The 25,680-nt window shown below is 35.7% G+C and carries 26 protein-coding genes and 1 tRNA gene; 10 read left to right on the top strand and 17 right to left on the bottom strand.

The window, feature by feature from the left end; translation table 11 throughout:
- Positions 1-427: 427 nt before the first annotated feature.
- The 6 genes from DIT68_RS04740 to DIT68_RS04715 form a co-directional block, all read right to left on the bottom strand.
- A tRNA-Leu gene (locus DIT68_RS04740) sits at positions 428-511 on the bottom strand.
- Between the two features lie 125 nt (positions 512-636).
- Positions 637-984: a 50S ribosomal protein L20 gene (rplT, locus tag DIT68_RS04735; RefSeq protein WP_109358659.1), complete on the bottom strand. Its 348-nt coding sequence runs from the start codon at positions 982-984 to the stop codon at positions 637-639.
- A gap of 103 nt (positions 985-1,087) precedes the next feature.
- Positions 1,088-1,285, bottom strand: coding sequence for a 50S ribosomal protein L35 (rpmI, locus tag DIT68_RS04730; protein WP_109358658.1), 198 nt, complete (start codon positions 1,283-1,285; stop codon positions 1,088-1,090).
- A gap of 39 nt (positions 1,286-1,324) precedes the next feature.
- On the bottom strand, positions 1,325-1,867 hold the full coding sequence (infC, locus tag DIT68_RS04725) for a translation initiation factor IF-3 (protein WP_109358657.1): 543 nt from the start codon (positions 1,865-1,867) through the stop codon (positions 1,325-1,327).
- 16 nt (positions 1,868-1,883) lie between these two features.
- Positions 1,884-3,839: a threonine--tRNA ligase gene (thrS, locus tag DIT68_RS04720; protein WP_109358656.1), complete on the bottom strand. Its 1,956-nt coding sequence runs from the start codon at positions 3,837-3,839 to the stop codon at positions 1,884-1,886.
- Positions 3,840-4,098: 259 nt separating this feature from the next.
- On the bottom strand, positions 4,099-5,088 hold the full coding sequence (locus tag DIT68_RS04715; RefSeq protein WP_109358655.1) for an LLM class flavin-dependent oxidoreductase: 990 nt from the start codon (positions 5,086-5,088) through the stop codon (positions 4,099-4,101).
- Between the two features lie 618 nt (positions 5,089-5,706).
- On the opposite strand from DIT68_RS04715, the gene DIT68_RS04710 reads away from it, so the two are divergent.
- Positions 5,707-6,342, top strand: coding sequence for a hypothetical protein (locus DIT68_RS04710; protein ID WP_109358654.1), 636 nt, complete (start codon positions 5,707-5,709; stop codon positions 6,340-6,342).
- Between the two features lie 282 nt (positions 6,343-6,624).
- On the opposite strand, the gene DIT68_RS04705 is transcribed toward DIT68_RS04710, so the two are convergent.
- Positions 6,625-6,999 carry a DUF3127 domain-containing protein gene (locus DIT68_RS04705; RefSeq protein WP_109358653.1) on the bottom strand — a complete coding sequence of 125 codons (375 nt, stop codon included), beginning with the start codon at positions 6,997-6,999 and terminating at the stop codon, positions 6,625-6,627.
- A gap of 16 nt (positions 7,000-7,015) precedes the next feature.
- Positions 7,016-7,912 (bottom strand): flavin reductase family protein, encoded by an 897-nt coding sequence (locus tag DIT68_RS04700; protein ID WP_109358652.1) that lies wholly within the window; start codon positions 7,910-7,912, stop codon positions 7,016-7,018.
- Positions 7,913-8,452: 540 nt separating this feature from the next.
- On the opposite strand from DIT68_RS04700, the gene DIT68_RS04695 reads away from it, so the two are divergent.
- Complete coding sequence (locus DIT68_RS04695) at positions 8,453-9,778, top strand: DUF389 domain-containing protein (RefSeq protein WP_109358651.1); 1,326 nt, start codon at positions 8,453-8,455, stop codon at positions 9,776-9,778.
- A 50-nt stretch (positions 9,779-9,828) separates the two neighbouring features.
- Positions 9,829-10,743 carry an RluA family pseudouridine synthase gene (locus DIT68_RS04690; RefSeq protein WP_109358650.1) on the top strand — a complete coding sequence of 305 codons (915 nt, stop codon included), beginning with the start codon at positions 9,829-9,831 and terminating at the stop codon, positions 10,741-10,743.
- Positions 10,744-10,866: 123 nt separating this feature from the next.
- On the opposite strand, the gene DIT68_RS04685 is transcribed toward DIT68_RS04690, so the two are convergent.
- Genes DIT68_RS04685 through DIT68_RS04670 form a run of 4 tightly spaced genes read right to left on the bottom strand, consistent with a single transcriptional unit; the run spans position 10,867 to position 12,816 of the window.
- Complete coding sequence (locus DIT68_RS04685) at positions 10,867-11,505, bottom strand: hypothetical protein (protein ID WP_109358649.1); 639 nt, start codon at positions 11,503-11,505, stop codon at positions 10,867-10,869.
- Positions 11,506-11,564: 59 nt separating this feature from the next.
- Positions 11,565-11,960, bottom strand: a complete 396-nt coding sequence (locus DIT68_RS04680) for a T9SS type A sorting domain-containing protein (protein WP_146194122.1) — start codon at positions 11,958-11,960, stop codon at positions 11,565-11,567.
- Complete coding sequence (locus DIT68_RS04675; protein WP_233244152.1) at positions 11,960-12,226, bottom strand: DUF493 family protein; 267 nt, start codon at positions 12,224-12,226, stop codon at positions 11,960-11,962. The genes DIT68_RS04680 and DIT68_RS04675 overlap by 1 nt, the downstream gene beginning before the upstream one ends.
- A 2-nt stretch (positions 12,227-12,228) precedes the next feature.
- Positions 12,229-12,816 (bottom strand): hypothetical protein, encoded by a 588-nt coding sequence (locus DIT68_RS04670; RefSeq protein WP_146194121.1) that lies wholly within the window; start codon positions 12,814-12,816, stop codon positions 12,229-12,231.
- A 90-nt stretch (positions 12,817-12,906) separates the two neighbouring features.
- Here DIT68_RS04670 and DIT68_RS04665 point away from each other — a divergent pair, with 90 nt between their 5' ends.
- The 5 genes from DIT68_RS04665 (at position 12,907) to DIT68_RS04645 (ending at position 17,777) form a co-directional block, all read left to right on the top strand.
- Positions 12,907-15,306: a M1 family aminopeptidase gene (locus tag DIT68_RS04665; RefSeq protein ID WP_109358645.1), complete on the top strand. Its 2,400-nt coding sequence runs from the start codon at positions 12,907-12,909 to the stop codon at positions 15,304-15,306.
- Entirely contained in the window at positions 15,307-15,717 is a 411-nt protein-coding gene (ruvX, locus tag DIT68_RS04660) for a Holliday junction resolvase RuvX (protein WP_109358644.1), read from the top strand.
- A 237-nt stretch (positions 15,718-15,954) separates the two neighbouring features.
- Complete coding sequence (gene upp, locus DIT68_RS04655) at positions 15,955-16,602, top strand: uracil phosphoribosyltransferase (RefSeq protein WP_109358643.1); 648 nt, start codon at positions 15,955-15,957, stop codon at positions 16,600-16,602.
- Positions 16,603-16,608: 6 nt separating this feature from the next.
- Positions 16,609-17,076 carry a hypothetical protein gene (locus DIT68_RS04650; RefSeq protein WP_146194120.1) on the top strand — a complete coding sequence of 156 codons (468 nt, stop codon included), beginning with the start codon at positions 16,609-16,611 and terminating at the stop codon, positions 17,074-17,076.
- Entirely contained in the window at positions 17,073-17,777 is a 705-nt protein-coding gene (locus DIT68_RS04645; RefSeq protein WP_109358641.1) for a YjjG family noncanonical pyrimidine nucleotidase, read from the top strand. Before DIT68_RS04650 ends, DIT68_RS04645 begins: the two co-directional genes overlap by 4 nt.
- Before the next feature lie 71 nt (positions 17,778-17,848).
- Here DIT68_RS04645 and trxB read toward each other — a convergent pair whose 3' ends face one another.
- The 5 genes from trxB to rsgA form a co-directional block, all read right to left on the bottom strand.
- Positions 17,849-18,799, bottom strand: coding sequence for a thioredoxin-disulfide reductase (trxB, locus tag DIT68_RS04640; protein ID WP_109358640.1), 951 nt, complete (start codon positions 18,797-18,799; stop codon positions 17,849-17,851).
- Positions 18,800-19,190: 391 nt separating this feature from the next.
- On the bottom strand, positions 19,191-19,916 hold the full coding sequence (gene rluF, locus DIT68_RS04635; protein WP_109358639.1) for a 23S rRNA pseudouridine(2604) synthase RluF: 726 nt from the start codon (positions 19,914-19,916) through the stop codon (positions 19,191-19,193).
- A gap of 148 nt (positions 19,917-20,064) precedes the next feature.
- Positions 20,065-20,391 (bottom strand): nucleotide pyrophosphohydrolase, encoded by a 327-nt coding sequence (locus DIT68_RS04630; RefSeq protein WP_109358638.1) that lies wholly within the window; start codon positions 20,389-20,391, stop codon positions 20,065-20,067.
- Positions 20,391-20,843, bottom strand: a complete 453-nt coding sequence (dtd, locus tag DIT68_RS04625) for a D-aminoacyl-tRNA deacylase (RefSeq protein WP_109358637.1) — start codon at positions 20,841-20,843, stop codon at positions 20,391-20,393. The genes DIT68_RS04630 and dtd overlap by 1 nt, the downstream gene beginning before the upstream one ends.
- Positions 20,844-20,856: 13 nt before the next feature.
- Positions 20,857-21,783: a ribosome small subunit-dependent GTPase A gene (rsgA, locus tag DIT68_RS04620; protein WP_109358636.1), complete on the bottom strand. Its 927-nt coding sequence runs from the start codon at positions 21,781-21,783 to the stop codon at positions 20,857-20,859.
- 384 nt (positions 21,784-22,167) lie between these two features.
- Here rsgA and DIT68_RS04615 point away from each other — a divergent pair, with 384 nt between their 5' ends.
- Both DIT68_RS04615 and DIT68_RS04610 read left to right on the top strand, forming a co-directional pair.
- Complete coding sequence (locus tag DIT68_RS04615) at positions 22,168-24,924, top strand: outer membrane beta-barrel protein (protein WP_109358635.1); 2,757 nt, start codon at positions 22,168-22,170, stop codon at positions 24,922-24,924.
- Entirely contained in the window at positions 24,899-25,642 is a 744-nt protein-coding gene (locus tag DIT68_RS04610) for a GLPGLI family protein (protein WP_109358634.1), read from the top strand. The genes DIT68_RS04615 and DIT68_RS04610 overlap by 26 nt, the downstream gene beginning before the upstream one ends.
- Positions 25,643-25,680: the final 38 nt, after the last annotated feature.

Genomic DNA, 25,680 nt, shown 5'->3' with positions numbered 1-25,680 from the left:
TTTTTAATAATTATTGAAATATAAAAATCACAGGCTACCTAAGGAATAAATATATATAGTTATAAGAAAGACAAAGATAAATCTTCTTTTTCAATGTGTAATACATCAGCCAATTATAAAGTGTTAAAGTAAGATAATATATTTACCACGGTGAATAGTTTGGGTTTTTTAAATTCTACCAATAATTTCAGCGGCATGATGCACTTCTGAATAAGATTTCAACGCTAGGTTTTCGGAGTAGTTAAGGGGAGTATAGATGGAGAAGCGGAAACAGCGTGGAGGGGAAAAGCGATGAAGAGAATATTTAAATCAGAATGAGAAGCAGAATGAAAATGAGGGGAAAATGAAAGGCGATATGAAGATTGAGAAGCAGAATGAGATTGAAGTAAAAAGCGGAATAAAAACTTGGTTTTTATTCCGCTTTTTGTGCCCAGAGAGGGAGTCGAACCCTCACGTCCTAATGGACACATGGCCCTCAACCATGCCTGTCTACCAATTTCAGCACCTGGGCGTTTTTTTGATGCTACAAAGATATAAAATTGATTGTATTCTTGGAGATTTAGCCAAAAAATAAAGTATAAAAAAACCGAGAAGGTCTTTCGACAATCTCGGCTTTCCTAGTGAGTGATGAATAATTTATTTTTTTACAGAATCTACAACAGCTTTGAATGCACTTGGGTGATTCATTGCTAAGTCAGCAAGAACTTTTCTGTTCAATTCTAACTCACTTTTGTTATATAACCCCATAAATTGAGAATAGCTCATTCCGTGTTGTCTAGCTCCTGCGTTGATACGCATAATCCATAATGAACGGAATTTTCTTTTCTTTTGTTTACGATCTCTATAAGCGTAAACTAATCCTTTTTCAACAGCATTTTTCGCTACTGTCCAAACGTTTTTTCTTCTACCGAAGTAACCTTTCGCAAGTTTCATTACTGATTTTCTTCTTGCTCTAGCCGCTACGTGATTTACTGATCTTGGCATATTCTTAATGTTTTTTGATAATAAAGTGCTTCAATTTTCCAGAAGTCTTAGTTACTCATCACCGGGTTTAAATACTAACCTCTGTCACCATGACAGAAAAATTTTACTTCATGCAAAGCATGATCTTAACATTTGGCTGGTCCGCTTTTGTTACATATCCAGTTTTTGTTAAGTTACGCTTTTGTTTTTTTGCTTTTTTAGTAAGGATGTGACTTTTGAAAGCGTGCTTTCTCTTAATCTTCCCACTACCAGTTACTTGGAATCTCTTCTTCGCACTGGATTTTGTTTTCATTTTTGGCATATTCTCACTTTTTATGTTTACTCACTAGTATTTTGGTAATTAATCCTTCTTCGGATTAATCATAATTGTCATTCTCTTCCCTTCTAGTTTAGGCATCAATTCAAGAGTTCCGTATTCAGCAAGCTCTTGAGCAAAACGCAAAAGTAGAATCTCACCACGGTCCTTAAAAACAATGGCACGACCTCTAAAGAATACAAAAGCTTTTACTTTAGCTCCTTCTTGTAAGAATTTCTTGGCGTGATCTAATTTGAAATTAAAATCATGCTCCTCCGTGTTTGGTCCAAAACGAATTTCCTTAATGGTAACCTTAGACTGCTTCGCTTTTAGTTCCTTTTCCTTTTTCTTTTGGTTGTACAAGAACTTTTTATAGTCCATGATTTTACAAACCGGGGGATTAGCTTTTGGAGAAATCTCTACTAAATCTAAATCTTGTTCGTCTGCTAGTTTAATAGCATCTTTTGTATCCATGATCTGAGGTTCCTGCCCATCGCCAACTAAGCGAATCTGTGGAACGCGAATGCGATCATTGATTCTATTAGGATCTTCTTGCCTTGGCTTAAATGTTCTTCTTGGTTTTCTCATTTATTCTTTTTATCCGTTAAGCATTTAAATCTTCATGACTTAACTCTTCTTCAACTAATTTATTGATTATTTTAATGAAGTCTTCAATTGGCATTGAACCCAAATCTCCAGCACCTCTTTGACGCACAGAGATTGTGTTCGTTTCCATTTCTTTTTCACCAACGATAAGCATAAACGGTGTTTTTCCCATCTCTGCTTCACGAATTTTTTTACCTACCTTTTCGTTTCTATCATCTATGAAGCCGCGAATATCGGAATTTTTTAAAACTTTCGAAACTTTTTCTGCGTATTCATTGAAATTTTCACTAATAGGAAGTATCGCATATTGCTCTGAGCTTAACCACAATGGGAAGTCTCCCGCACAATGTTCTAACAATACGGCAACAAATCTTTCCATAGATCCAAATGGCGCTCTGTGAATCATCACCGGTCTGTGCTTCTGATTATCCGCTCCAACGTATTCTAATTCAAACCTTTCTGGTAAATTGTAATCTACTTGAATTGTTCCCAATTGCCATTCTCTTCCCAAAGCATCTTCAACCATGAAGTCTAATTTTGGTCCGTAAAATGCAGCTTCGCCATATTCAATTACTGTATTTAAATCTTTTTCTTTAACGGCTTCAAGAATTGCGTTTTCTGCTTTCTCCCAGTTTTCATCACTTCCAATATATTTTGAATGATCTTCCTGATCACGTAACGAAATTTGTGCTGTAAATTTCTTGAAGTCCAGCGTTTTGAATATGTATAGTACAATGTCAATTACATTCTGAAATTCTTCTTTTACCTGCTCAGGCATACAGAAAATATGCGCATCATCTTGTGTGAATCCACGAACTCTCGTTAATCCATGTAATTCCCCACTTTGTTCATAACGATAAACTGTTCCAAATTCTGCATAGCGAATTGGAAGTTCACGGTAGGAGTGAGGTTTGGCTTTAAAAATCTCACAATGATGCGGACAATTCATTGGCTTCAACAAAAACTCCTCGTTTTCATCAGGAGTATTAATTGGTTGGAATGAATCTGCTCCATATTTTGCATAATGACCAGAAGTTTCATACAATTTTTTACTACCAATATGTGGCGTAATCACTTGCTCATAACCTCTGTGTTCTTGTACTTTTTTCAAAAAGTTCTCCAAACGTAAACGCAGTTCAGCTCCTTTCGGTAACCAAAGTGGTAAACCTTGACCTACAGTTTGTGAAAAAGTGAATAATTCTAATTCTTTTCCTAGTTTTCTGTGGTCACGTTGACGCGCTAGTTCTAATTTTTCTAAATATTCATTCAGTTCGGCATTTTTAAGGAAAGTAATTCCATAAATACGCGTTAACTGTTTATTTTTTTCATCCCCACGCCAATAAGCTCCGGCGATAGATGTTAATTTTATTGATTTTATAATTCCTGTATGTGGAATATGTGGACCTCTACATAAATCTGTAAATTCTCCTTGTGTGTAGAAAGTTATCGAGCCATCTTCTAAGTCTTCAAGTAATTCTAACTTGTATGGATCTTGCTTCTTTTTGAAGTAAGCAATCGCATCTTCTTTAGACATTTCTTCACGGATAAATTCGCTTTTCTTTTTGGCCAGCTCCTTCATCTTTTTCTCTACTTTCTCTAAGTCTTTTTCAGCAAAATTGTAGTCCATGAAATCTACATCGTAATAAAAACCACTTTTTATTGGTGGTCCTATCGCTAGTTTAATTCCAGGATATAAACTCTCTAAAGCCTCAGCCATCAGGTGTGCAGAGGAATGCCACATTGTAGATTTTCCTTCTTTATCATTCCAGGTGAGCAACTTTAAGGTACTGTCAGTTTCAATCGGACGCATTGCATCGATTACTTCATTATTTACTTCGGCAGCAAGTACGTTTCTTGCTAAACCTTCGCTTATGCCTCTGGCAATGTCCAAAGAAGTTGTTCCTTTTTCAACCTCCTTAACAGTTCCGTCTGGAAGTGTAACTTTAATACTCATAGTTTGTCTCTACCTTGTTTTGAGGTGCAAAAATACGAGAATCATTTGAATTTTGACCTCTCGTAGACTTTAAAATATTCCTTGGTTTGTTAAGAAGTAATAATGTATGAGGAAACTGCGGATTTAATTAATTACGAATTACGAATCTTTGAATTACGAATTTTGAAATTTCACTTCCTGTTCATTGCCAAAGGCAATGTTCCAAATCAATTCGTAATTTCTCTAATTCGTAATTCGTAATTGTTTTTCTAATTCGTAATTATTTAAAAATCTCAGCAAATATCCTAATCGACTCTAACCTATCTTCTTGATGGTACAAATACGATGTCGTCATGATCTCATCCACTCCAGTTTCTTCAATAAACTTCTTCGTTTTCTCTCTGATCTCATTTTTATCTCCCACAAATGTGTAATTCAACATTTGTTGTAAAGCCGGATGACTGCGCAATTGGCGAATTTCATCATTCATATCAATTGGAGCCCTCATGTAATCTAATTGTTGCGTTAAAACTCCCAACATCATTCTGTACATACTTGTTGAACGACGTTCTGCTTCTTCAGATGTTTCAGCAGCAATAATATTTACAGCGGCAATTGTGTATGGCTTATCCAAATATTTTGAAGGCTGAAATTCATTGTGATAAATCGCCAAAGCATTGTGCAGTTGGGCAGGAGCAAAGTGACTCGCAAAAACATAAGGCAATCCTTTTTTTGCAGCCAAGTGCGCGCTGTCAGTACTCGAGCCTAAAATATAAATAGGAACATTAACGCCTTCAGCCACAGTTGCGCGAACCTTTGTCGATGTAGAAGTATTCTCAAAATAACCTTGAATTTCATCCACTTCTTGGGGGAATTTGTGAACAGATTGCATTCTGTCGCTTCGTATGGCATGCGCTGTTACTTGGTCTGTTCCAGGCGCGCGACCCAAACCTAAATCCATACGGTTTGGAAATAGATTTCCTAAGGTTCCCAGTTGTTCAGAAACTACCAATGGAGAATGATTAGGAAGCATTATTCCTCCAGATCCAACGCGAATTGAATTCGTTTTAGCGGCAATATGTCCCATTAAAACAACTGTTGCCGAACTCGCAATACTCACCATGTTGTGATGTTCAGCTAACCAAAATCTATGATAACCCAACTCCTCGGCTTTTTGAGCGACTTCAACGCTGTTCTTAAAAACATCCTCGTGTGATGTGTTTTCATTCACCATTGCGAGTTCGAGTATAGAATATTTTGTATTTTTCATATTTAAACTTGTTATGTAAACATAATACAATTTATGGTTGAATTTGTTATGGGAATTGATGGTTTTAACTTTTAATTAGGGATTTGAATCTGAAGTTGCACTTTTTAAGGAAATCTGTTTTCGGAGCCGATTTAGGTGCTGTTCTCAATCCCCCAAGCTGCCGCGAGATTTAGCGCAACTTCTCGTGGCCTTGGGTTTTCATACTTAAATCTCCTTTAAGAATTATAAATCAAATATGTCTATCCACAAATAACAGATTCAAACATCTTTAAAAGAATATTATTCGCTCCAAAATTGATGTTAATCCACCTGTAAATTCAGAGATTAATTTTTCGACCAGAAGGTTGTCCGTGCAGCAGTACTGTTGATTATAGCGGAGAAAGAGAAATTTTAAAGGGAGTAGTGGTAGTAGGTTTTTGAAATTATTTGTAGTTTTAAGGTAGATTATAACAAGGATTCAGACTACCACGAGAATAATCTCGCGGTAGCTGGTGTTTACCTTGGTTTTCATGCTATTTTTTATTGATAAAACCCTCTAAATTAGAGGTGCGAAACTTGAGTAATAATAATAAAGTTTTAGATTTATACTTTATCTTTAACTCTTGAAAACAACAGCTTATGCGACAATTCTTCCTTCTTCTATTCTTTTTTATAGTCTATTTTTCTTATGGTCAACATCCACCAATAACTCCAAAACCTGAGCACTCGTTTAGTTTGGCAGGAGGAGTTTTTGCACAGACAGGAACGAAAGATTACGCTGGTGTTTCCAGTTCATTAACTTATCAGGTTTTGTTTCCGAATAGATATATTTTTGGTCTTGAATTTAAAACAGATCAATCTTTTTTTAAATCCTTTTACAGTTCAAATCCAAATAAAACTCTTTGGTCAAGAGTAGAGGGGTATTCTGGAACTATCCAGATAGGAGTTAATCTTCTTCGAAGAAAGAAGCTCGATTTTGCAATGTTTGTAATTCCACATTTTAATTATCAAAAATATATAAACAAAGTACATATAAAGGACATTGATGAATACCAATTCTCTCATAGAAGCGAAACTTATTTCTTCTTACCATTATTATTGTTCCGTGCAGAATTGTATTACAGACAGAGTGAATTACATGGTTTTGGTTTAGTTGCCGATGTCAGTACTGATTTTGAAGCAGATGGTTTGGGTGATGTATTGGGTGCTGGTATTTTTGCAATAGGACGCTTCATGCTTTCGTATAGATATACTCTTCCAATTCGAGATGATTAATGTTTTTTTTCATCATTGTAATATTGCATTGCAGGCCCCCAAGGGCTGCCGCGAGATTTAGCGAAGCTTCTCGTGGCCTTGGGTTTCCACCAATTAATCTCCTTCCAGAATCATAAAATCCAATAAAAAAACCCCACCAACAAGATACAATCTCATCAAATGGGGATTTTAAAATTCAAATCTAATGTTTATTCCTAAATCTCAATTTTTGAATTAGAAGGCGCTAGAACAAGGCGGAGTTAATTTTAAAATTTACTCCAACGCCGTTATCGCGTCTTCTAATCAAAAAGGAAGGTCGTCGTCTCCTTCGTCTACCAACGTCTCCGCCTTATCAGCACTTGCTGGAGCGATATCCATTGGAGTAGGAGCTCCACCACCTTGGCTTTTCTCTAATCTCCAAACATCAAGAGAGTTGAAGTATTTTACTTCACCTTGAGGGTTTGTCCACTCACGACCTCTTAAATTGAAAGTTACATTCACCGCGTCATTTACGTTGATATTATCCAATAAGTCAACACGCTCTTGTGTCAATTGAAATAAAATATCTTGAGGATAGTTTCCTGATCCATCTGTTACTACGAATTCTCTTTTCTTAAATTTCTCTGTGATTTGCTCAGTATCCTTTTTTACTTTTACAATTCCTGAAATGCTTAACATAATGTTGTTGTTTATTTTATTGGTTATTAAATGCTAATAATGTCATCCAAGCGGCTTCAATTTCATTTTTAGCTAAATATTCTTTCGCTAATTTATGTAATTCTACCTCTAATTTGGCTGGTTCGTCTTCTAAAGTTACAAAAAGTTCTGATAATTCAATTAATTTGTGCTCGTTAACATCAGTTTCGTTGGGTAGGGTTTCTACGCTCCCTAGTTTACCAAAATCATTTCCTGTTAAAATCTCACTCGTGCGAATATCTTCTGGAATATTATCATAACCGATTCCAATGGCCGTAACAGGTTTTTCAACCTCAAACATTGAGTCTTTGTTGGCGCGGCAATACCAATTTCCTCCCATTCTTGACACCAAATCAATTTTATGCTGGTCTATCATTTGATTTTCATCTAAAATCTCTTTGTTGATATGAATTTTAATGACTTCACATATCACTAAGTTTCCAGCTCCTCCACCAGTTCCTAGTTCTTTTACTTCAATCACTTTACATTCTAATTGAACAGGAGATTCCTTTACACGAAATGGTTTTACTTTTTCTGATGGAATTGGAGTAAGGCCACTTTTCTCAAATTCATTGATGTTAATGTCGTAAGGAGAGGAACATAAGCTCATTTGCTCCACCATGTCATAATTCACAATGTTAATTACACATTCCGCTACTTTTTTTACATTCTCGTAAGTGTCCTTAGTTTTCCCAGTACGCCCACTATTTGCTGGCGAGAAAACCAAAATAGGAGGGTTGGCACTAAAAATATTAAAGAAACTAAACGGAGCTAAATTAGGAGTTCCATTTTCATCGATTGTAGAAGCAAACGCAATTGGACGAGGTCCTATGGCTCCTAATAAATAATGATGTAATTTTGGAATTGGAAGTTCTTTCGGCTCTAATGTTAACATATCAGTCTTTTTTTTGCAAGTCGTCAAAGGTAATGCTTATCTTCTTCAATAAAAATGAAAGCGTCATTTTGTTGAAAAGTTCTTTGGATTCTCTTTTTGAATTTAGAACTGATCGACAAAAGTAGTTAGCGTGAGATTGTATTCTTTCTTTTGGCTTATTTATCGGGGTGAGTTTTATTAATTAAATCTAATTTAAGCAGTTTTATTGCAAGGACATAAGTCTATGTTGAGAGCTTTGAGCTTGGTTTTTATTTTGAATTACTGTATATTTTTCTGGCCGACAAAAGAGGTGTCCCTTAATCACTATTTTTAAAAATATGTCGTTCGATTCATGTGAAACCATTCAAGATTCAACTTTTGATTATCGCGAAGAGGTCATGCAGATTCTAGTAAAAAATAAGACCAAATCTAATCACGAGTAATTGCTCTATTTTCTAAGAAGTACTAATGAGTTAACGTGCTCTGCTGAAATATTTATTTTTTTGCAATTCTCTAATTTTATCAGGGTTGTATTATATTTGGTCTAAATATCCTAATATAATGACTCCAGCGGAAGCTTTTAGAAAAATTACCGATTACTTTAGTTTAGATTCAGAAGTTGAATCTCATGACTTTATTCATGCTGAAATCTTAAAAGGGTTAAGATTTAAAGGTACAAACCTTTGGATTTTGGTTTTTGCCATTGTTGTGGCTTCCGTGGGATTGAATGTCAATTCAACAGCTGTAATTATTGGAGCCATGCTTATTTCTCCTCTTATGGGACCAATTAACGTTATGGGTTACAGTATTGCTACCTACGATTTTGATTTATTTAGGAAAGCAATCAAAAACTTCTCATTTGCCGTGGGTGCCAGTTTAGTTGCTTCTTTTCTTTACTTTTTATTGAGCCCATTGTCAACCGCACAGTCGGAATTGTTAGCGAGAACAAGTCCGACCATATATGATGTAATTATTGCATTTTTTGGAGGTGTTGCAGGAATTATCGCTATCACCAGTAAAAATAAAGGAAACGTTATTCCTGGAGTAGCGATTGCAACGGCCCTCATGCCACCTCTGTGTACAGCAGGTTACGGATTGGCTACTGGCCAATTTCACTTCTTTTTTGGTGCCTTATATTTGTTTACCATTAATACTGTTTTTATCGCAATAGCCTCTGCTATTGTTACCCAGTTGCTAAAGTTGCCAATAAGAACTGTGGTGGATGTAAAGCAAAAAACTAAAATCAATCGTTGGATCACAGCTGTGAGTGTAGCTGTTCTTCTTCCTAGTATATATTTTGGTTATGGATTAGTTCAAAACGAGAAGTTCTCAGAAAAAGCCAATAACTATATTGCTAATGTAAGCCTTTTTGAAGGGAATTATTTGCTAAAAAGCGATGTGAATCAAAGTGCTAGACAAATCACTTTAGTTTATGGTGGTACGGAGTTAAACGAAAACCAAAAGCAGGTGATCTCTGAAAAAGTACATAATTTTGATATTGATGATGCAAATGTTATCATCAAACAAGGACTCTCTTTTTCCAATTTCTCAAGTAACAACAATGATGAAACATTGAAACTGAGAGAAGAACTTTCACATTTGTTGAGTGAAGTAAAAAGACGCGATGCTACATTAGATAGTATTCAAAAAAATCAATACATGGGACGTGTTTTGTTGGATGAAATTCGTGCGATTTACCCTCAATTTGAGACTTGTACCTATGCAAGCTCATTTAAATTTAAAGACTCTTTAAAAACACCGTACGAAACAGCATTGGTGCTTTTTACAGTAGACTCTGTTGGACTTGATGCAGAAGAGAAAAAGCGCGTAAATACTTGGGTGAGATCTCGTGTTCAAGCGCAAGACATTAAAGTTTTCTTTGAATAACTAAGTTTTAGTTTATTTTATCTACGAATCCCTGTTTTTAAATAAGTGCAATGACTGTTATTCCTTCTTTTCATAAAACTGAAATTGAAAAGTTGACCGTTGAAAATTGTGAACAAGAAACAAGAATTTATGACTATTTGGTGGGCAAGCTAGATACTATTTCTTCCCGAAAAGGAATCAAAAAAGCCTTATCAAGACAACAAATAACCTTAAATGGCAAACGGACCCACTCAGGAGATTATGTGCAAGAAGGCGACCAAATTATTATTTATGAAAACAGTGTTGCAGCTCACCGTGTTTTTGAAATTGATCTAAATATAATTTATGAAGACAATGAATTAGCAATTGTTGAAAAACCGGCGGGTATTCCTGTTTCAGGAAATACTTTCAAAACACTACAGAATGCTTTGCCAAATCATTTAAAGAGAAGCAATGCCAAAGACTATCTTCCTGTTCCCTTACCCGTGCATAGATTGGATGCACCCACTCACGGCATTGTAATTGTTGCGAAAACCCATAGTACAAGAGTGGAGCTTGGGCATGTTTTCGAAAGAAGAGAGGTTAAGAAACATTATCAAGCAATTGTTCAAGGAAGGTTGGAAGGAAGGGGTAAATTGAACAGCGACATTAATGGAAAAGAGGCGCTAACTTATTTCGAGTCCTTGGCGGTTTTTCCTTCGGTAAAAAATGAATGGATTTCTTTGCTAAAACTTTCTCCTCATACGGGAAGAAAGCATCAATTAAGAATTCATCTTTCCCGCTTAGGTTTTCCTATTGTGGGCGATAAGCAATATGGGGAGAAGGGCTTTACCTTAAAGCATAAAGGCTTGTTTTTAGCCGCGGTAGGAATTTCATTTAGGCATCCTAAAAGCAAGGAAGAACTAATCTTTGAAATTGCATTACCCAATAAGTTTGCTCGCTTTTTAAAACGCGAAGAAGACTGGGTGAAAAGAGTAGGGAAGTAGTTTGCTTCGCATTGTAGCATTTATATATTCACCTTTGTTTCATGCTATTCTCACTATTGAAATAGTTTTTAAAATAGTGCATAATTCCAAGGTGTTTATTTTGATGTATTTCTATCCAGAATATTACTGTACTCCAAAATAATATGAATAACCAAACCCAATAGTGAAATAGCTTGTTCTACTATCTAGTTTTGAATCCTTGATTCCACTAAATTTCTCCATTCCCATTTGATTTGGAGAGAAAACAAAATCATGAATTGCATAACCAAGAGCAAGTCTAAAAGAAGTTCTTTCCGTTGCCATCAATGATAATCCAAGCGTAGGCTCAATAAAAGCAGCGTCTTCAACAAGAGGTTTTCCAAGTTTTACCTCGTTAATGTTGGTGTCAAAAATATTTGCTGAGTAGCCAAACCTTATTCCATAATCAATTCCGAAATTACCATAGAACTTTTCTTGACCAATTTTTCCAAAAACTCCTGCTAGGTGAACGCCTCCTGTCATGTCAATGTTATTTTTAAATTCATTTACATTGAAGAAGCCATAACGCAATCCTACTGCGAAAGTTAAGGTGTTGTCAAGCGTATGTTGAAAAGATGGAGTAACCACAACTAATCCTTGCATAAGATCACGAAAAGCAAAGTTGCTGGCGTTGTTAGGAAGACCAACTTCCACCTTGAAAGAAGATTTTGGTGCAAAGTCTACTTGTGCTTGAGTAGTAAATCCAGTAACAAGAATAATAGATAGAACGATTAGTTTTTTCATGTCTTTTGTTTGCTAGTGATATAATGGAAACAATTCCTTTCCGTTACAATTATAAGCCTTTAATTTCTGATCTCAATGAGCTTTCGTGTTTTTTGATTTTCTGTTTTTGCTTGGTAAAAATAGAAACCATTCTCAAGCTTTGTTGTGTCTAATTGAATTACGTTTCCGCCTTTCTTAAATGTTTTACTTTCTATTACCTTGTTAAAGCTGTCATCAGTTGAAAAAACCGAAAGCTCTACATTCATTGGTGTGTTCATTTCTATAAAAATTGGAACAACACCGTTTGCAGGATCTTTTTCTATCGGATGTAAAGTCAAATAAAGCTTTTTTTCTATTTGGCCACGTTTCATTCTGTGAACAACAATTCTATAGCCTATTAAGAAAAGTAAAATAAACAAAGTGATCCAAGCTATGTTGGCGATTGTTTGTTGAATATCAATTACTAATAACATCATTATAATATAATTACACCGTCAATTTTTGATGCCTTTTCATAAAGGTCAATTACCCGTTCGGAACTCATCATTACTTCCTTAACACTTATGCTGGTGTAAGTACCTTTGCTTGATGGGCGAATTTTAATATCCGAGTTTTCATCAAACATTCCAGTGATGAGCGCAATTTTTTTATTGTCGCTAGGAGAAATGAATTTAAAGAGATAAAGCCTTGGCCATTCTTGTAAATCTAGCTGTATTTTTAATTTGTCAAATTGTCCTTCCATATCTATATTTTCGACAACAAAGTTAATCTTTTTACTTCTTTCTTCATGTTTTCAGAGAGAATATTGTAGTTCTGTTTTAGGTCGCTAATCAAGCTCGAATTTATTAAGTTTTGTGTATTTTTTAGTTCCTCTAATAGCTCCATTGGATCGGGTTCTTTACTTCGAATTACTTCAATATCATTGAGTGCTGTTGCTTCGAGTTTCCAATATGTGGCAAAACTAAGTTCAGTTTGTAGCCAATTTTCTGTGGCTTCAACAAGATCAGGATAGTTTTGGGCTTTCAGTAATTCCGATTTATGAGCGTTTCTTTCTTTGTGGAATTGATTAAAAGCAGATAAAAAATCATTAGGAAAACTTAAACTGATTCCAGTATTTCCTTTAGGTTTTAGTGATTCTTTTTCTTGGTGGGTGAGTGTCAAAAAAGCGATATATTCCTGCTCTAACTTCTTTAACTTGGATTTCCAAACTAAATGAATTGGGGGGCGCATCAAAAAAAACTGCTTTTGTTCGAATAGGCGTTGTTCCCACAGGTCTTCCAAATCATCACCCGGTGAATACGGAAAAAAAAGTTGAGCTTGTTCCTTTGTCATGAAAACAAAATTAAGGACTTCCTTTCGTTTTTCTTTCATTTAACACTAAATTCGTCCATCATTCGTACAATTGTTACTTTAAATAAAATAATGATGAGGACATTTAAAACACTTCTATTTTCAATAATTCTAGTTCTTACCCACTTTTCTTTAAGTTTTTCTCAAAGCAATGGGGAAATTGATAATATGCGCAGCGACACCATTGATGTGCTCAATTATCAAATAGAAATGGACTTAACGCAAATGTCTTCTCAAATTTTAACCGCTTCGTGTAAAGTAAGCTTTGAAAGTAAAATGAATGGCATTGATGGTATTTCTCTCGATTTACTAAAATTTTCAATCGACTCTGTGAAATCTGGAACAAATCACTTGACTTACAATTATAATGATACCCTTTTACGTGTGCATCTTGCCAGCGTATTAAGCCAAGGAGATCAGGACTCTGTTTCTATTTTTTATCATGGAACGCCGCAAAAAGATCCTTCAGGCTTTGGTGGATTTTACTTTTCTGGAAATTATGCATACAATTTAGGCGTCGCCTTTCAATCGGAACCTCACAACTATGGAAGAACATGGCATCCTTGTTTTGATAATTTCGAAGAACGCGCAACTTATGATATTGAAATTACAACACCTCAATCCATTACAGCCTACAGCAATGGTTTTATAGAAAGCGAAAGCGTGGGTGCAAATAACGAAAACATTCGCCGATGGATTTTAGAAGATGAGATTCCAACCTATTTAGCTTGTGTGGGTGCCGCGCCTTATACGCATGTTGCGCAAACTTATACCAGCAGTTTAACCAATAGCCAAACACCTGTAATGCTGATTGCAACTCCGCAAGACACTTCAGATATGAAAAGTTCCTTCGTTAATTTGTTTGGTGCTATGGATGCCTACGAAGACAATTACGGACCTTACGTCTGGAATAAAATTGCATTTGCCTTGGTTCCTTTTAATGGCGGAGCGATGGAACACGCTACATGTGTGATGTATCCTAAATTTGCTACAGATGGAAGCTTAAATTACGAAACCTTAATGGCGCACGAACTTTCGCATCATTGGTGGGGGAATTTAGTGACTTGTAGAACCGCAGAAGACATGTGGATCAACGAAGGCCTGGCTTCTTATAGTGAATCTATTTTCTTAGAACATGTTTATGACTATGACAGATATATCGATGAATTGAAAGGTGTACACCGAGATGTGATTCAGAAAGCTCACTTTCAAGATGGAGGTTTTTTACCCATATCTGGAGTTCCTCATAATGCAACATACGGTTCCCATACTTACAGCAAGGGCGCAACGTTAATGCATAATTTGCGTTCTCACATGGGAGATACAGATTTTTTTGCGGGGCTTAAATCTATTCAAAGCAATTATGCATTCAAAAGTATAAATGCTGAAGATTTTAGAGATGAACTGATAAATTCTACGGGCTATAACGCTAATAACTTTTTTGATAACTACGTTTTTAATCCAGGATTTAACGGCTTCGAAGTAGATTCTTTTATTGTGGACACACAAGGGAGTCAGATCGATGTGAAAGTTTTTATACAGCAAAAACTATTTGAGGCTCCTAATTATTTCGATGATGTTCCCGTTCAAATAACCTTTGTGGATGCTAACTGGAACACATTTTCTGTAGAAAGAACAATTTCAGGAGCAGCACAAAATGTGGACGTTCTCGTACCTTTCTCTCCGGTTATGGTCTACTTGAACAAAGACAGCAGATTGTTGAACGCTGTAACTGGTGAGAATTTGATTGTCAATTCACCTACTTCTGCACAGTTGAATTATGCTTATTTCTACCTCAATGTACAAGAGGAAGAGGATTCTTCTATGTTGAGAATTGAACATTACAGAGTGGAACCTGATGGTTTTGATCATTCAAATTTAGGTTTTGAATATGTTATTTCGCCAGATCGTTATTGGAAAGTAGATGGAATTATTTCAAATAGCTTCAAAGCAAAAGCAAGATTGTTTTATGATGGACGAAATACTGCCAGTGGAAATTTGGATGTAGGTTTAATGACAGACCATAACGGAATTTCATTTCACGAAGACAGTATAGTTTTGTTGTGGAGACCAAATCAAAAAACAGCATGGCAAAAATACGGGCATTATGAAGCATATACTCAAGGGAATTTAACAGATGGTTATGGAAGAATGGAGTTGTCCGAGGTGCATAAAGGAGAATATACTTTTGGGTTTCGTAAAAGTGCTTTGGGAACAACAGGAGAAGCCCCATTGAATCAAATGAAAATATACCCAAATCCTACGAAAGGTCTTCTGCATATCAGTTGGGATGAAGTTCATGCCCACAAACAAATAAAAATTATGGACAGCAAGGGTAAAATCATGAGTGACCTGCCTATGCTGGAAAGCGAAATGCTTGTGTCTACAAAGGAATTCCCTAAGGGAATTTATTTCATAGCCTTATACAATCAAAACAACTTATTGAGTAAGCAAAAATTTATAAAAGAATAGATGAAAAGAATTTTAGCAATTGATTTCGGAATGAAACGAACAGGAATCGCAATTACGGATGAAAACAACATCATTGCATCGGGTTTAACAACTGTAGCTACGAGAGAAGTAATGACGTTCTTATTGAAAACAGTAAAGGAAAAAAATGTGGGGACCCTGGTTTTGGGTGAGCCCAAACGATTAAATATGGAAGATTCTCACAGTTCTCAAAACGTTCGTTTATTCAAAGAAGCCTTAGATAAACAATTTCCAAGTCTACAAATTGTAATGATGGACGAAAGATTTACTTCCAAAATGGCGATGCAATCCTTGATTGCAGGGGGAGTCTCGAAAAAGAAAAGACAACAAAAAGAATTAATCGATGAGGTAAGTGCAACAATTATTTTGCAATCTTACATGGCGAGTGTTTAATTGTTCATTTGAAATAATTCCGTAATCACGTTCTGCCGGAACATGAAATCCATTAGATTTCATTTCGATAAGGTGCCAAACTAAACACAAATTCAATAAATTACACAATCTAAAGCTTGTTTTTTAAGCAAGGTGCTGCGGCGAGCTTTCAAATCATAGTCATGTAACTTTAAAAAAATCCAATATAATTATCTCGATATTGTAAGAAGCTAGTAATTTAGCGGTAAATTTATGGCTATGATAACTGACTTCTCAAAAAATAATTCCATTTTCAATCAATTTCTTTCTGAAATTCGTGACGCAAAAGTGCAAAAAGACCGCCTGCGTTTTCGTAGAAATATTGAACGTATTGCCGAAATAATGGCTTATGAACTTTCCAAAACCTTAAAGTATTCTGAAAAAGAAATTACTACTCCGTTAGGAGAGGCGATAATGAGTACTTGCGATGATGATATTGTTTTGGCGACGATTTTACGCGCTGGAGTACCAATGCATCAAGGATTGTTGAATTATTTCGATAAGGCAGACTCGGCTTTTGTAAGCGCTTACAGAAGACACACAACGAAAGAGGATTTTGAAATAGATGTTGAATACTGTGCTTCACCAAGCTTGGATGGAAAGGTTTTAATTATCAGTGACCCAATGCTGGCGACAGGTAACTCCTTGGCCGCTGTTTATCAAGTTTTGAAAAAATATGGAACACCAAAGCAAGTACACTTGGTTTTTGGTATTGCCACGGAGCAGGGGTTAAACTTTATTGAAAAAAAGTTGCCTAAATCTACCAAGATTTGGGTTGGTGCCGTAGATTCAGAATTAACAGCTCATTCTTATATCGTTCCTGGTTTAGGTGATGCTGGCGATTTGGCTTACGGAGAAAAAGTCTAAATTTTTATGTGGACTTATCTTAGTTTCGCATTGTTTAGTTCTTGGAAGTTCATGTTTACTCCCTTAGCAGGACCTGCTGCAGGATTAACGTTTTGGGAGACTTTCATTGCGTGTTCAATTGGTGGATATATTTCAGCAACACTCTTTTATTTTGGAAGTAGTTACTTCATGAATCTTTCCGTTGAAAGACACTCCAAGAGGGTTAAAAAAGCGAAGCAGAAGGGGAAGGTGATTCCAGTAAAAAGGAAATTTACCAAGACCAACAGGAACGTAATAAAATATAAACAAAAAATTGGTAGAATTTTTACCTATTGGGCTTTTCCCTTGTTTTTATCTATCCCTGTAGGAACAATCATTACTGCAAAATTCTATAAGCACTACAAGCAAACTTTTCCTTTAATCATATTGTTCCTCACGATAGATTGTTTCATTATTACTGGTGGAACTTATTTCATAAAAGATTTAGTGTTATGAATTTTATAAAAGATGTTTTTTTTGATCTAGACAGAACGCTGTGGGATTTTGATAAAAACTCAGAGAGTGCATTGAAAATCATTTATGATGAGTTGAAACTGAGTGATCATTCATCTTCATTTAATACTTTTTTAGATGTTTATCGAGAGGTCAACGCCCGTTTTTGGAGAGATTACGCTCAGGGGAAAATAGACAAGATACAATTGCGAAATGGTAGGTTTTCTGAAACATTAAAAGAATTTCAAATTGATAATCTAAAAATGGGGGAGCAGATGAGTGATCGCTATTTGGAAATCTCTCCTTTTCAAACGCATCTATTCCCATCTACAAAAGAAGTGTTAACAGATTTAAAGAACGAGAACTATAATTTACATATCATTACAAACGGTTTTAAGGAGGTCCAATTCACTAAGTTAAAAAATAGTGGAATTCTACATTTTTTTGACGATGTTTTATGCAGTGAAGAAGTTGGTAAGGCAAAACCACATCCGCTGGTGTTCGAAGGTGCATTGAAACGAACGAATGCAAAAGCTGCTAATTCTATTATGATAGGTGATGACATTAATGCAGATGTTGTAGGTGCCGAAAATTCTGGAATCCGCGGTGTTTTATTTGATCCAAATAAAACGCATGAAGGAAAAATAGGATTGGAAAGGGTTGAACACCTTGAAGAGTTGCCACCATTGATTTTAGGGATATAACAGTCGATTCGTATGGGCGATTTGTAAGGGCGATTTGCAAATCGCCCATACAAATACCCATAAAGTTCAAACTACCCCTCTAGAGCAGCTAAATATCTCTCAGCATCTAATGCCGCCATACAACCTGTTCCTGCTGCAGTAACAGCTTGACGGTAAACATTGTCTGCTGCATCTCCTGAAACAAATACACCAGGTACATTTGTTAAAGAAGTTCCTGGTTTTTCATATTTGATGTAACCAGTTTCATCTAAATTGATGTAATCTTTAAATATCTCTGTATTTGGCTTGTGTCCAATAGCAACGAAGAAACCAGTACAAGGAATATCCATTGTTTCCTTCGTTTTATTGTTGATTACACGTGCTCCAGTAACACCATTGTCATCACCTAAAACTTCAACAGCTTCTGTGTTTACAAGGATTTCAATGTTTGGTGTGTTTCTTACTCTGTCTTCCATGATTTTAGAAGCACGGAACTCGTCACGACGAACTAACATCGTTACTTTCGAACATAATTTTGAAAGATAGTGCGCTTCTTCACATGCCGTATCACCAGCTCCAACAATTACAGTTTCTTGGTTTTTATAGAAAAATCCATCACATACTGCACAAGCAGAAACTCCACCACCCATTTTAAGGTATTTTTGTTCTGACTCTAATCCTAGGTACATTGCTGCAGCTCCAGTGGAAATAATTACAGTTTTCGCGTGAATTTCCGTTCCATCTTCTGCCCAGCATTTGTGAATTGGACCAGAGAAATCAACTTTAGAAATAAAGCCTGTGCGAACATCCGTTTTAAAACGTTCGGCTTGTTTTTGGAGTTGAACCATCATTTCAGGTCCAGTAACTCCGTCAGGATATCCAGGAAAATTCTCTACTTCATTTGTTGTTGTTAATTGTCCACCTGGTTGAAGTCCTTGATACATAACAGGATTCATATCTGCACGTGCTGCATATATTGCTGCAGTATATCCCGCAGGACCAGACCCAATGATAAGGCAATCTATATTTTCTATTTTGCTCATGTTCTTATTAATTTTTTAGAAGTCCAAATTTAAGAAATTTTATCCGTAAAAAAAGTAACATTAGTTGCCGAACAATTGTAATGCTGAAAAAAGGAAAGAATTACGCAGGAGAGGCGCGGAGGGGCAGAGGTTCGCAAAGGTTTTGTGAGAGTGCCTTTGGCACTTTTTTTACACAGAGATAAAAGGCTTTGCACTGAGCTTGTCGAATGTGAGTGATTTCACAGAGATACACAGAGAAGAGAAAAAAGGGAGGAGAAGAATTTAGCCGAGATGCACTAAGTTTTTGTCGTAGGGACGATTTGTATATCAGGTAATCTTATTTTTCATTTGCTCTGTTACGGACGATTTGCAAATCGTCCGTAACACAGTAAATCAAAAAACTCTCAAACCATTAATCTGGTGTTTTTTTCGAATAATCAATCAATTCACTCAATCTTCCAAATTCTTGCTCCGATAAATAACGCCATTCTCCAACAGGTGTGTCTTCCAGTAAAATGTTCATAATTCGAACGCGTTTTAAGGCCGTTACTTCATAATCGAAATATTCACACATACGGCGAATCTGTCTGTTTAATCCTTGTGTCAAGATAATCTTAAATGTGCGCTTATTGAGTTGTTCAACGATGCATTTGTTGGTGATGGTATCCAGAATGGGAACACCATTTCCCATTTTATCTATAAAATCTTGAGTTATTGGCTTGTCAACAGAAACAATATATTCCTTTTCATGATTGTTGCTCGCACGCAGAATCTTGTTTACGATATCTCCGTCATTAGTCAATAAAATTAATCCTTCACTTGGTTTATCTAGACGTCCAATTGGGAAAATTCGCTCTGGATAGTTCATGAAGTCGATAATGTTGTCTGGTTCAACACGTGTGTCTGTCGTACAAACAATTCCAATGGGTTTGTTTAAAGCAATATAAATATTTTTTCTGTTTTTGTTGTCGATATTTTTCCCATCAACAGCAACCACATCTCCCGGTTGAACTTTAGTTCCCATTTCTGGTACAACTCCATTGATGGTTACGCGGTTTTGTTCAATCAGTTTATCCGCTGCTCTACGAGAACAATGTCCGGCTTCACTTAAATATTTATTGATGCGTGTTTCTTTCATAGGGCAAAGATAATTTTCAATTCACAATTCACAATCGATAAATGACAATTAAAATCTAGTTTAGGTCTTTTGCTCATTAGGTTTAGGACAGTTCAAGAATTCTTTTTGAATGAAAGCTAAATTGCAAGTAAACTTTTTGAATTAATCATTAAAAAAGCTTTTCATTCCCATGATGCCTTTCCCCATCCCGCTTCGTTTTCTTCTCTAAATTCTTAGCCAAAGCTTCCGTTAAATCTACTCCAGTCTGATTGGCAATGCAAGTCAACACGAAAAGAACATCTGCCAATTCATCGCCTAAATCTTTGTTTTTATCAGATTCTTTTTCGCTTTGTTCACCATATCTTCTTGACATAATTCTAGCCACTTCGCCCACTTCTTCCATTAAAACAGCGGTATTGGTGAGTTCATCAAAATAACGAACGCCATGTTCTTTGATCCAATTGTCAACTGTAGTTTGTAGTTCAGAAATCTTCATTATTCTTTGTTTTTAGTGTCAATCGTTATCGTTACCGGACCATCATTCACAAGTGAAACTTTCATGTCAGCACCAAATTCTCCGCTTTCTACTTTGCATCCACTTACGATGGCTAAGACTTTTTTGAATTTTTCATAGATTGGAATAGCGATATCTGGTTTTGCCGCATGAATAAAACTTGGGCGGTTTCCTTTCTTGGTTTTGGCGTGTAAAGTGAACTGAGAAACCACCAAAAACTCGCCTTTTATATCTTGAATGCTGAGATTCATCAGTCCTTCCTCGTCAGAAAAGATGCGTAAATTAGTCAACTTTCTACACAGCCATTCAATGTCATCATCAGTATCATCAGCCGCAATTCCTAATAAAATCATTAATCCATTTCCAATTTGCCCAGTGATTTTATGCTCTATTGTCACGCTGGCTTCCGTTGTTCTTTGAATCACTACTTTCATTTACCTGTAATTTTTATCTGTAGTTTTGAGTTTGATCTTCCGTCATTAAATCAACATAAGTGTTGTAACGTGAAGCTTCTATTTCTCCTTCTTCAACCGCATCTTTTATCACACATTCTGGTTCGTTAAGGTGCTGACAATTGTGATATTTACATTCGTTCATTAAAGCACGCATTTCTGGGAAATAATGACTCATGACTTTTTTATCCAAGTCAATGACTCCAAAAGCACGAATTCCGGGCGTGTCAATAATATAGCCGCCAGTTTGCAATTTATGCATTTCTGCAAAAGTTGTGGTGTGCTGTCCTTGCAAGTGATGAATAGAAATTTCTGCAGTTTTAATATCCAAGTTACTGTCCAAAGCATTAATCAAAGTACTTTTTCCGGTCCCACTATGTCCAGCAATCATTACTTGCTTGTCTTTAATGTCCTTTCTTAGAAAATCAATATTTGATTTGTTTAAAGCAGAAATTTTCTCGCAGGAATAGCCAATGCTTTCATACATGGCCATTATTTCATCCACGACCTGAATTTCATCTCCTTCGTAAATATCAATTTTATTAAAAAGTAAAGTCACAGGAATTCGATAGGCTTCAGCAGCAACCAAAAAACGGTCAATAAAAGCCAAATGAGTTTCAGGAGCAAAAAGTGTTACCAATAGGTAAGCCCTATCAACATTCGCAGCTAAGATGTGCGACTGCTTAGAGAGATTTATAGATTTCCGAACAATGTAATTTTGCCGCGGAAGAATTTCTGAAATTACTCCAGTCCCATCTTCATTCTCTGTAATCATCACTTCATCGCCAGCGGCCACTGGATTTGTAGTTTTTAATCCTTTCAATCGTATTTTTCCACGAATTCCAGCGTTGATGATTTCACCGTTTTCTAACTCAATGATGTACCATTTACCTGTCGACTTTATAACTTTTCCTTTCTTCAAATTCTACTCTATTTCTTTGTATGCTTCAAAATTAAAGAAAAAAGACAATCGACAATTGATAATTAACAATTGATAATTTTGAAATAGCTCAAATGAACCTTTTCTATAAGTTCAGATGCAAATTTGTAATATAATGTTTAACGGTTGTCGTTGTTGCGCTGCACTTGTTTTTCATAGTAAACAAACCACAATTTCGACACAGTTGAAATTAAGTGCTCTGGGTGTTAACCATTAATAATTAAACCTTAAACATTAATAACCTTAAACATTAATAACGTTAAACATTAATAATTAAACATTAATCATTGGAAATTGCAGCTCAACATATAAATGCCCCTGTACTGAAATGATTAGATTATTTTTGTGAACAGAAAACAATCACAAATGAAAAGATTACTGGCCTTATTCCTTATTCTGTTCACTTCCCTCTCTTATTCACAAGAAATGAAGTTTACGGGAGTTGTAAATGATACTTTAAATGACAAACCATTAGAAAATGCCGTGATAATGGCTGTTCGACTTTCTGATGGGTTATTGATGGGGTACACGCGTAGCGAAGCAGATGGAACTTACAATCTACAAGGTGTTCCTATCGATACCATGGAGCTAATTGTTTCTCATCACGATTTCGATGAAAAACGTTTCTATATTATTGGATCCGAAGAAAATAATGAAATTCATATTCCAAATATTATCCTTCCAGAGCAAGCTACACAGTTAGACGAAGTGGTTGTTTATGCGAATAAAGAACCGATTTATTTCAGGGGAGATACTTTGGTATATGTGGCAGATTCTTTTGCAACAAAGCAAAATGCAATGGTGGAAGATTTATTGAAAAATTTACCTGGCTTGCAAGTAGATGATGATGGAAATGTAAGTTCACAAGGTCGAAAGGTGACAAAAGTTCTGGTTGATGGAGATGAGTTTTTTGGTTCTGACCCAACTATTGCCACTCGAAATTTAACTGCGGAAGGTGTTGATAAAATAGAGGTTTATGAAGCCGAGGATGAAACCTCCGGTGGAAATTCAGAAGACAAAATTCAAGTTTTAGACGTAAAATTAAAAGACGATGCCAAGAAAGGATATTTTGGAAAAGTGGCAGGAAGTGGCGGCTTTAACTCTGAATATTTTGATGATTTGCCCAATGGAAGTGGTTTCTACGAAGGTGAAGTCTTGGCAAACTATTTCAATAAAGACCTTAAAGTCTCTGTTTTCGCATTGGGTTCCAATACGCCTAACACCGGATTTAGTTATAGAGATGCATCGCGTTTTGGATTGACTAATGAAATGTCTGGTGGTTGGGGTTCCATAATGAATACCAGCCGTTTGAATGGTTTGCCGGAGAATTACAAAGGTGGTTTTTATTTTTCGAATAAACTTTCTGAGAAAATAAAAATGAATGTAAACTATACTTATAATGACAGTCGTTTAACAACTGAACAGGTTCGAACTTCTGAATTCTTTTTTGCAGATACGACTTACCTGAAAAGAGATTCTTCATTTACTGATCAATTACAGCAATCTCATACCGTAAACATGGATTTTGAATATGATGTGAATGACAAAACAAAATTGAAATTGAAGTCTAACCTTGTTTTAAGAAATGAATCTTCATTAACAACAAATACAAGCGATTTTCTTACGAAGAACGAACAGAGATTTAGCGCCACCAATGTGAGAAATGAATCTGAAGCTGATGGATTAGAAGGTAACGTAGAATTAGAATTAAATAAAAAATTTGATAAGCGATTTAGAGAACTAGATGTTGTTTATCAATTAGGCTACACGGAAACTGATAGGAATAATACACTAAATTCCGACTTGTTTTTTGGACAGTTTAATATTCCTGATTCTGTTTATGACCAAAAAAGAAACATGGTCAACAATACCACAGGTCACCGCTTGATTGTGGATTACATGGAACCAATTACGAGAAGTTTTAGACTTAAATTCCAATACAGATTGGATTATTTTTACGGTGAACAGGCAACGTCTACATTTAATAGAACAGCATCGGGATATGATGATTATGCGGAATTGTATAGTAACGATTTCAGCAATACAAGATTGGAAAATAGAGGAGCTTTAGGAATCTTGTTTAAAGATAGAAAGCATACTTTAGAAGCGGGAGCGCGTTTCAGAAATGTCGTAATTGATAATTTTAACAATATCAATAATACTAATATTAATCAAAATGTGGATAATATTCTACCTTATTTGGAGTATTATTATAAATTCTCAAATGCGCACAGAATCCAATTTGTGTATAAAACTACGTCTGATCAACCCAGTTTAAATCAGCTTCAACCGGTGAGAGACAATACAGATCCAAATAGTTTAGTGATAGGAAACCCGAATTTAGAACCCAATTATTCACATAAATTAAGTGTAAACTATAACAAATGGAACGCTTTAAAGCAGAGCTACGTTTACAGTGGATTGTATATGAATTACTTTGATAATGATTTCTCCAACTCAATAATATACACACCAACAGGACAGTCAGTGGCAACAGCTATTAACGTGGATGGAAATATTTACAGTGGTTTTTATGCCGGTGGAGGAATTCCTATCTTCAAAAAACTATTAACCTTAAGGCCACAAGCATCAGGGGGGTATACTAGTTTTAATTCCGAAATCAACAATGAGAAAAATACTACGGAAAACTATAATATAGATGCAGAATTAGGTCTTGAAATGCGCTCTGATTCAATTGAACTTAGCATTAGCGCCATATTGAGTTATAATGATCCACGCAGTAATTTATCTATGGGATTAAATGAACCTTATACAGTTCAAAGGTACAAAGCCTCCATTTTTTATGAACTGCCTTTTAGGTTCTTTGTAGAAACAGATGCGGTTTATGAAATTAATTCCAGAAGAGCAGAAGGCTTTAATGCAACTCCATTTATTTGGAATGCAAAATTGAACAGACGATTCTTGAAGACAGGAAATTTGGTCATTAATGCATCAGTTTACGATATATTTAATCAGAATATTGGGATCTCTAGAAATGTGGGAACCAATATTATTACAGATACTCGCAGTAGAATAATAGCACGTTACTTTATGGTAGGAGCAACATTAAGATTCAATAATAATAAAACAAAAGCAGATGAAGGCAGGGGTAGATGGTTCTAGAATTATAGTAGGAATTGCTTTTTTGTTCTTGACTACTTGGTCTTTTGGTCAGGCAATTTATTCAGGCGAAATCGTTTTTGAGAAAAGAACGAATTTAGAAAAGCGCTACGAAGGTGCTCAAACGATGGGGAATAATAAAGATTGGATGAAAAAACCAAAAACGGATGAATATATTCTGTATTTTAATGACTCAACATCCCTTTTTAAACCTGTTTTGCCAGAAGTAGGAGATGAAGACAGAGAGTGGTCTACGATGAAAAATACAACGTATCAGAATTTAAATTCGAATAAAATGGAACGTCAATTCCTCTATTACGGAGCAGAAATTTATTTAAAGGATACACTTAAACAAAGAGAATGGATCATTACAGAAAACCGAAGAACAATTGCTGGGTTTGAAACGAAACAAGCACTTTGGGTAGCCAACGATTCAACAAATATTTATGCTTGGTATGCCGAGAAAATCGTTCCTTCTGTTGGTCCAGAGTCATTTAATGGTTTGCCAGGTGCAATTTTGGGCTTGGCTTTAGAGGATGGGGGAGTGGTCTACTTCGCAAAAGAGGTGAAGAGTTTATCCAAGAAAAATATACAGCAAGAAATGCCGAAAGGAAAAGCGAAGGATTATTATTCCAACAAAGACATTCGTAAACTTGTAGAAGAATTGTTCTCTGGTCGCGGCTCAGGAGGAAGAATTTTGGATGATATATTTGTTTGGTAATAGCAGTGTTAAGTATTGAGTAGGGATTATCAAGTTTG

The sequence above is a fragment of the Brumimicrobium oceani genome (assembly GCF_003143775.1).
GTDB classification, from domain to species: Bacteria; Bacteroidota; Bacteroidia; order Flavobacteriales_D; family Crocinitomicaceae; genus Brumimicrobium; species Brumimicrobium oceani.
The sequence above is the reverse complement of the archived record's forward strand: the minus strand, read 5'-3'. Positions and strand labels throughout refer to the sequence as shown.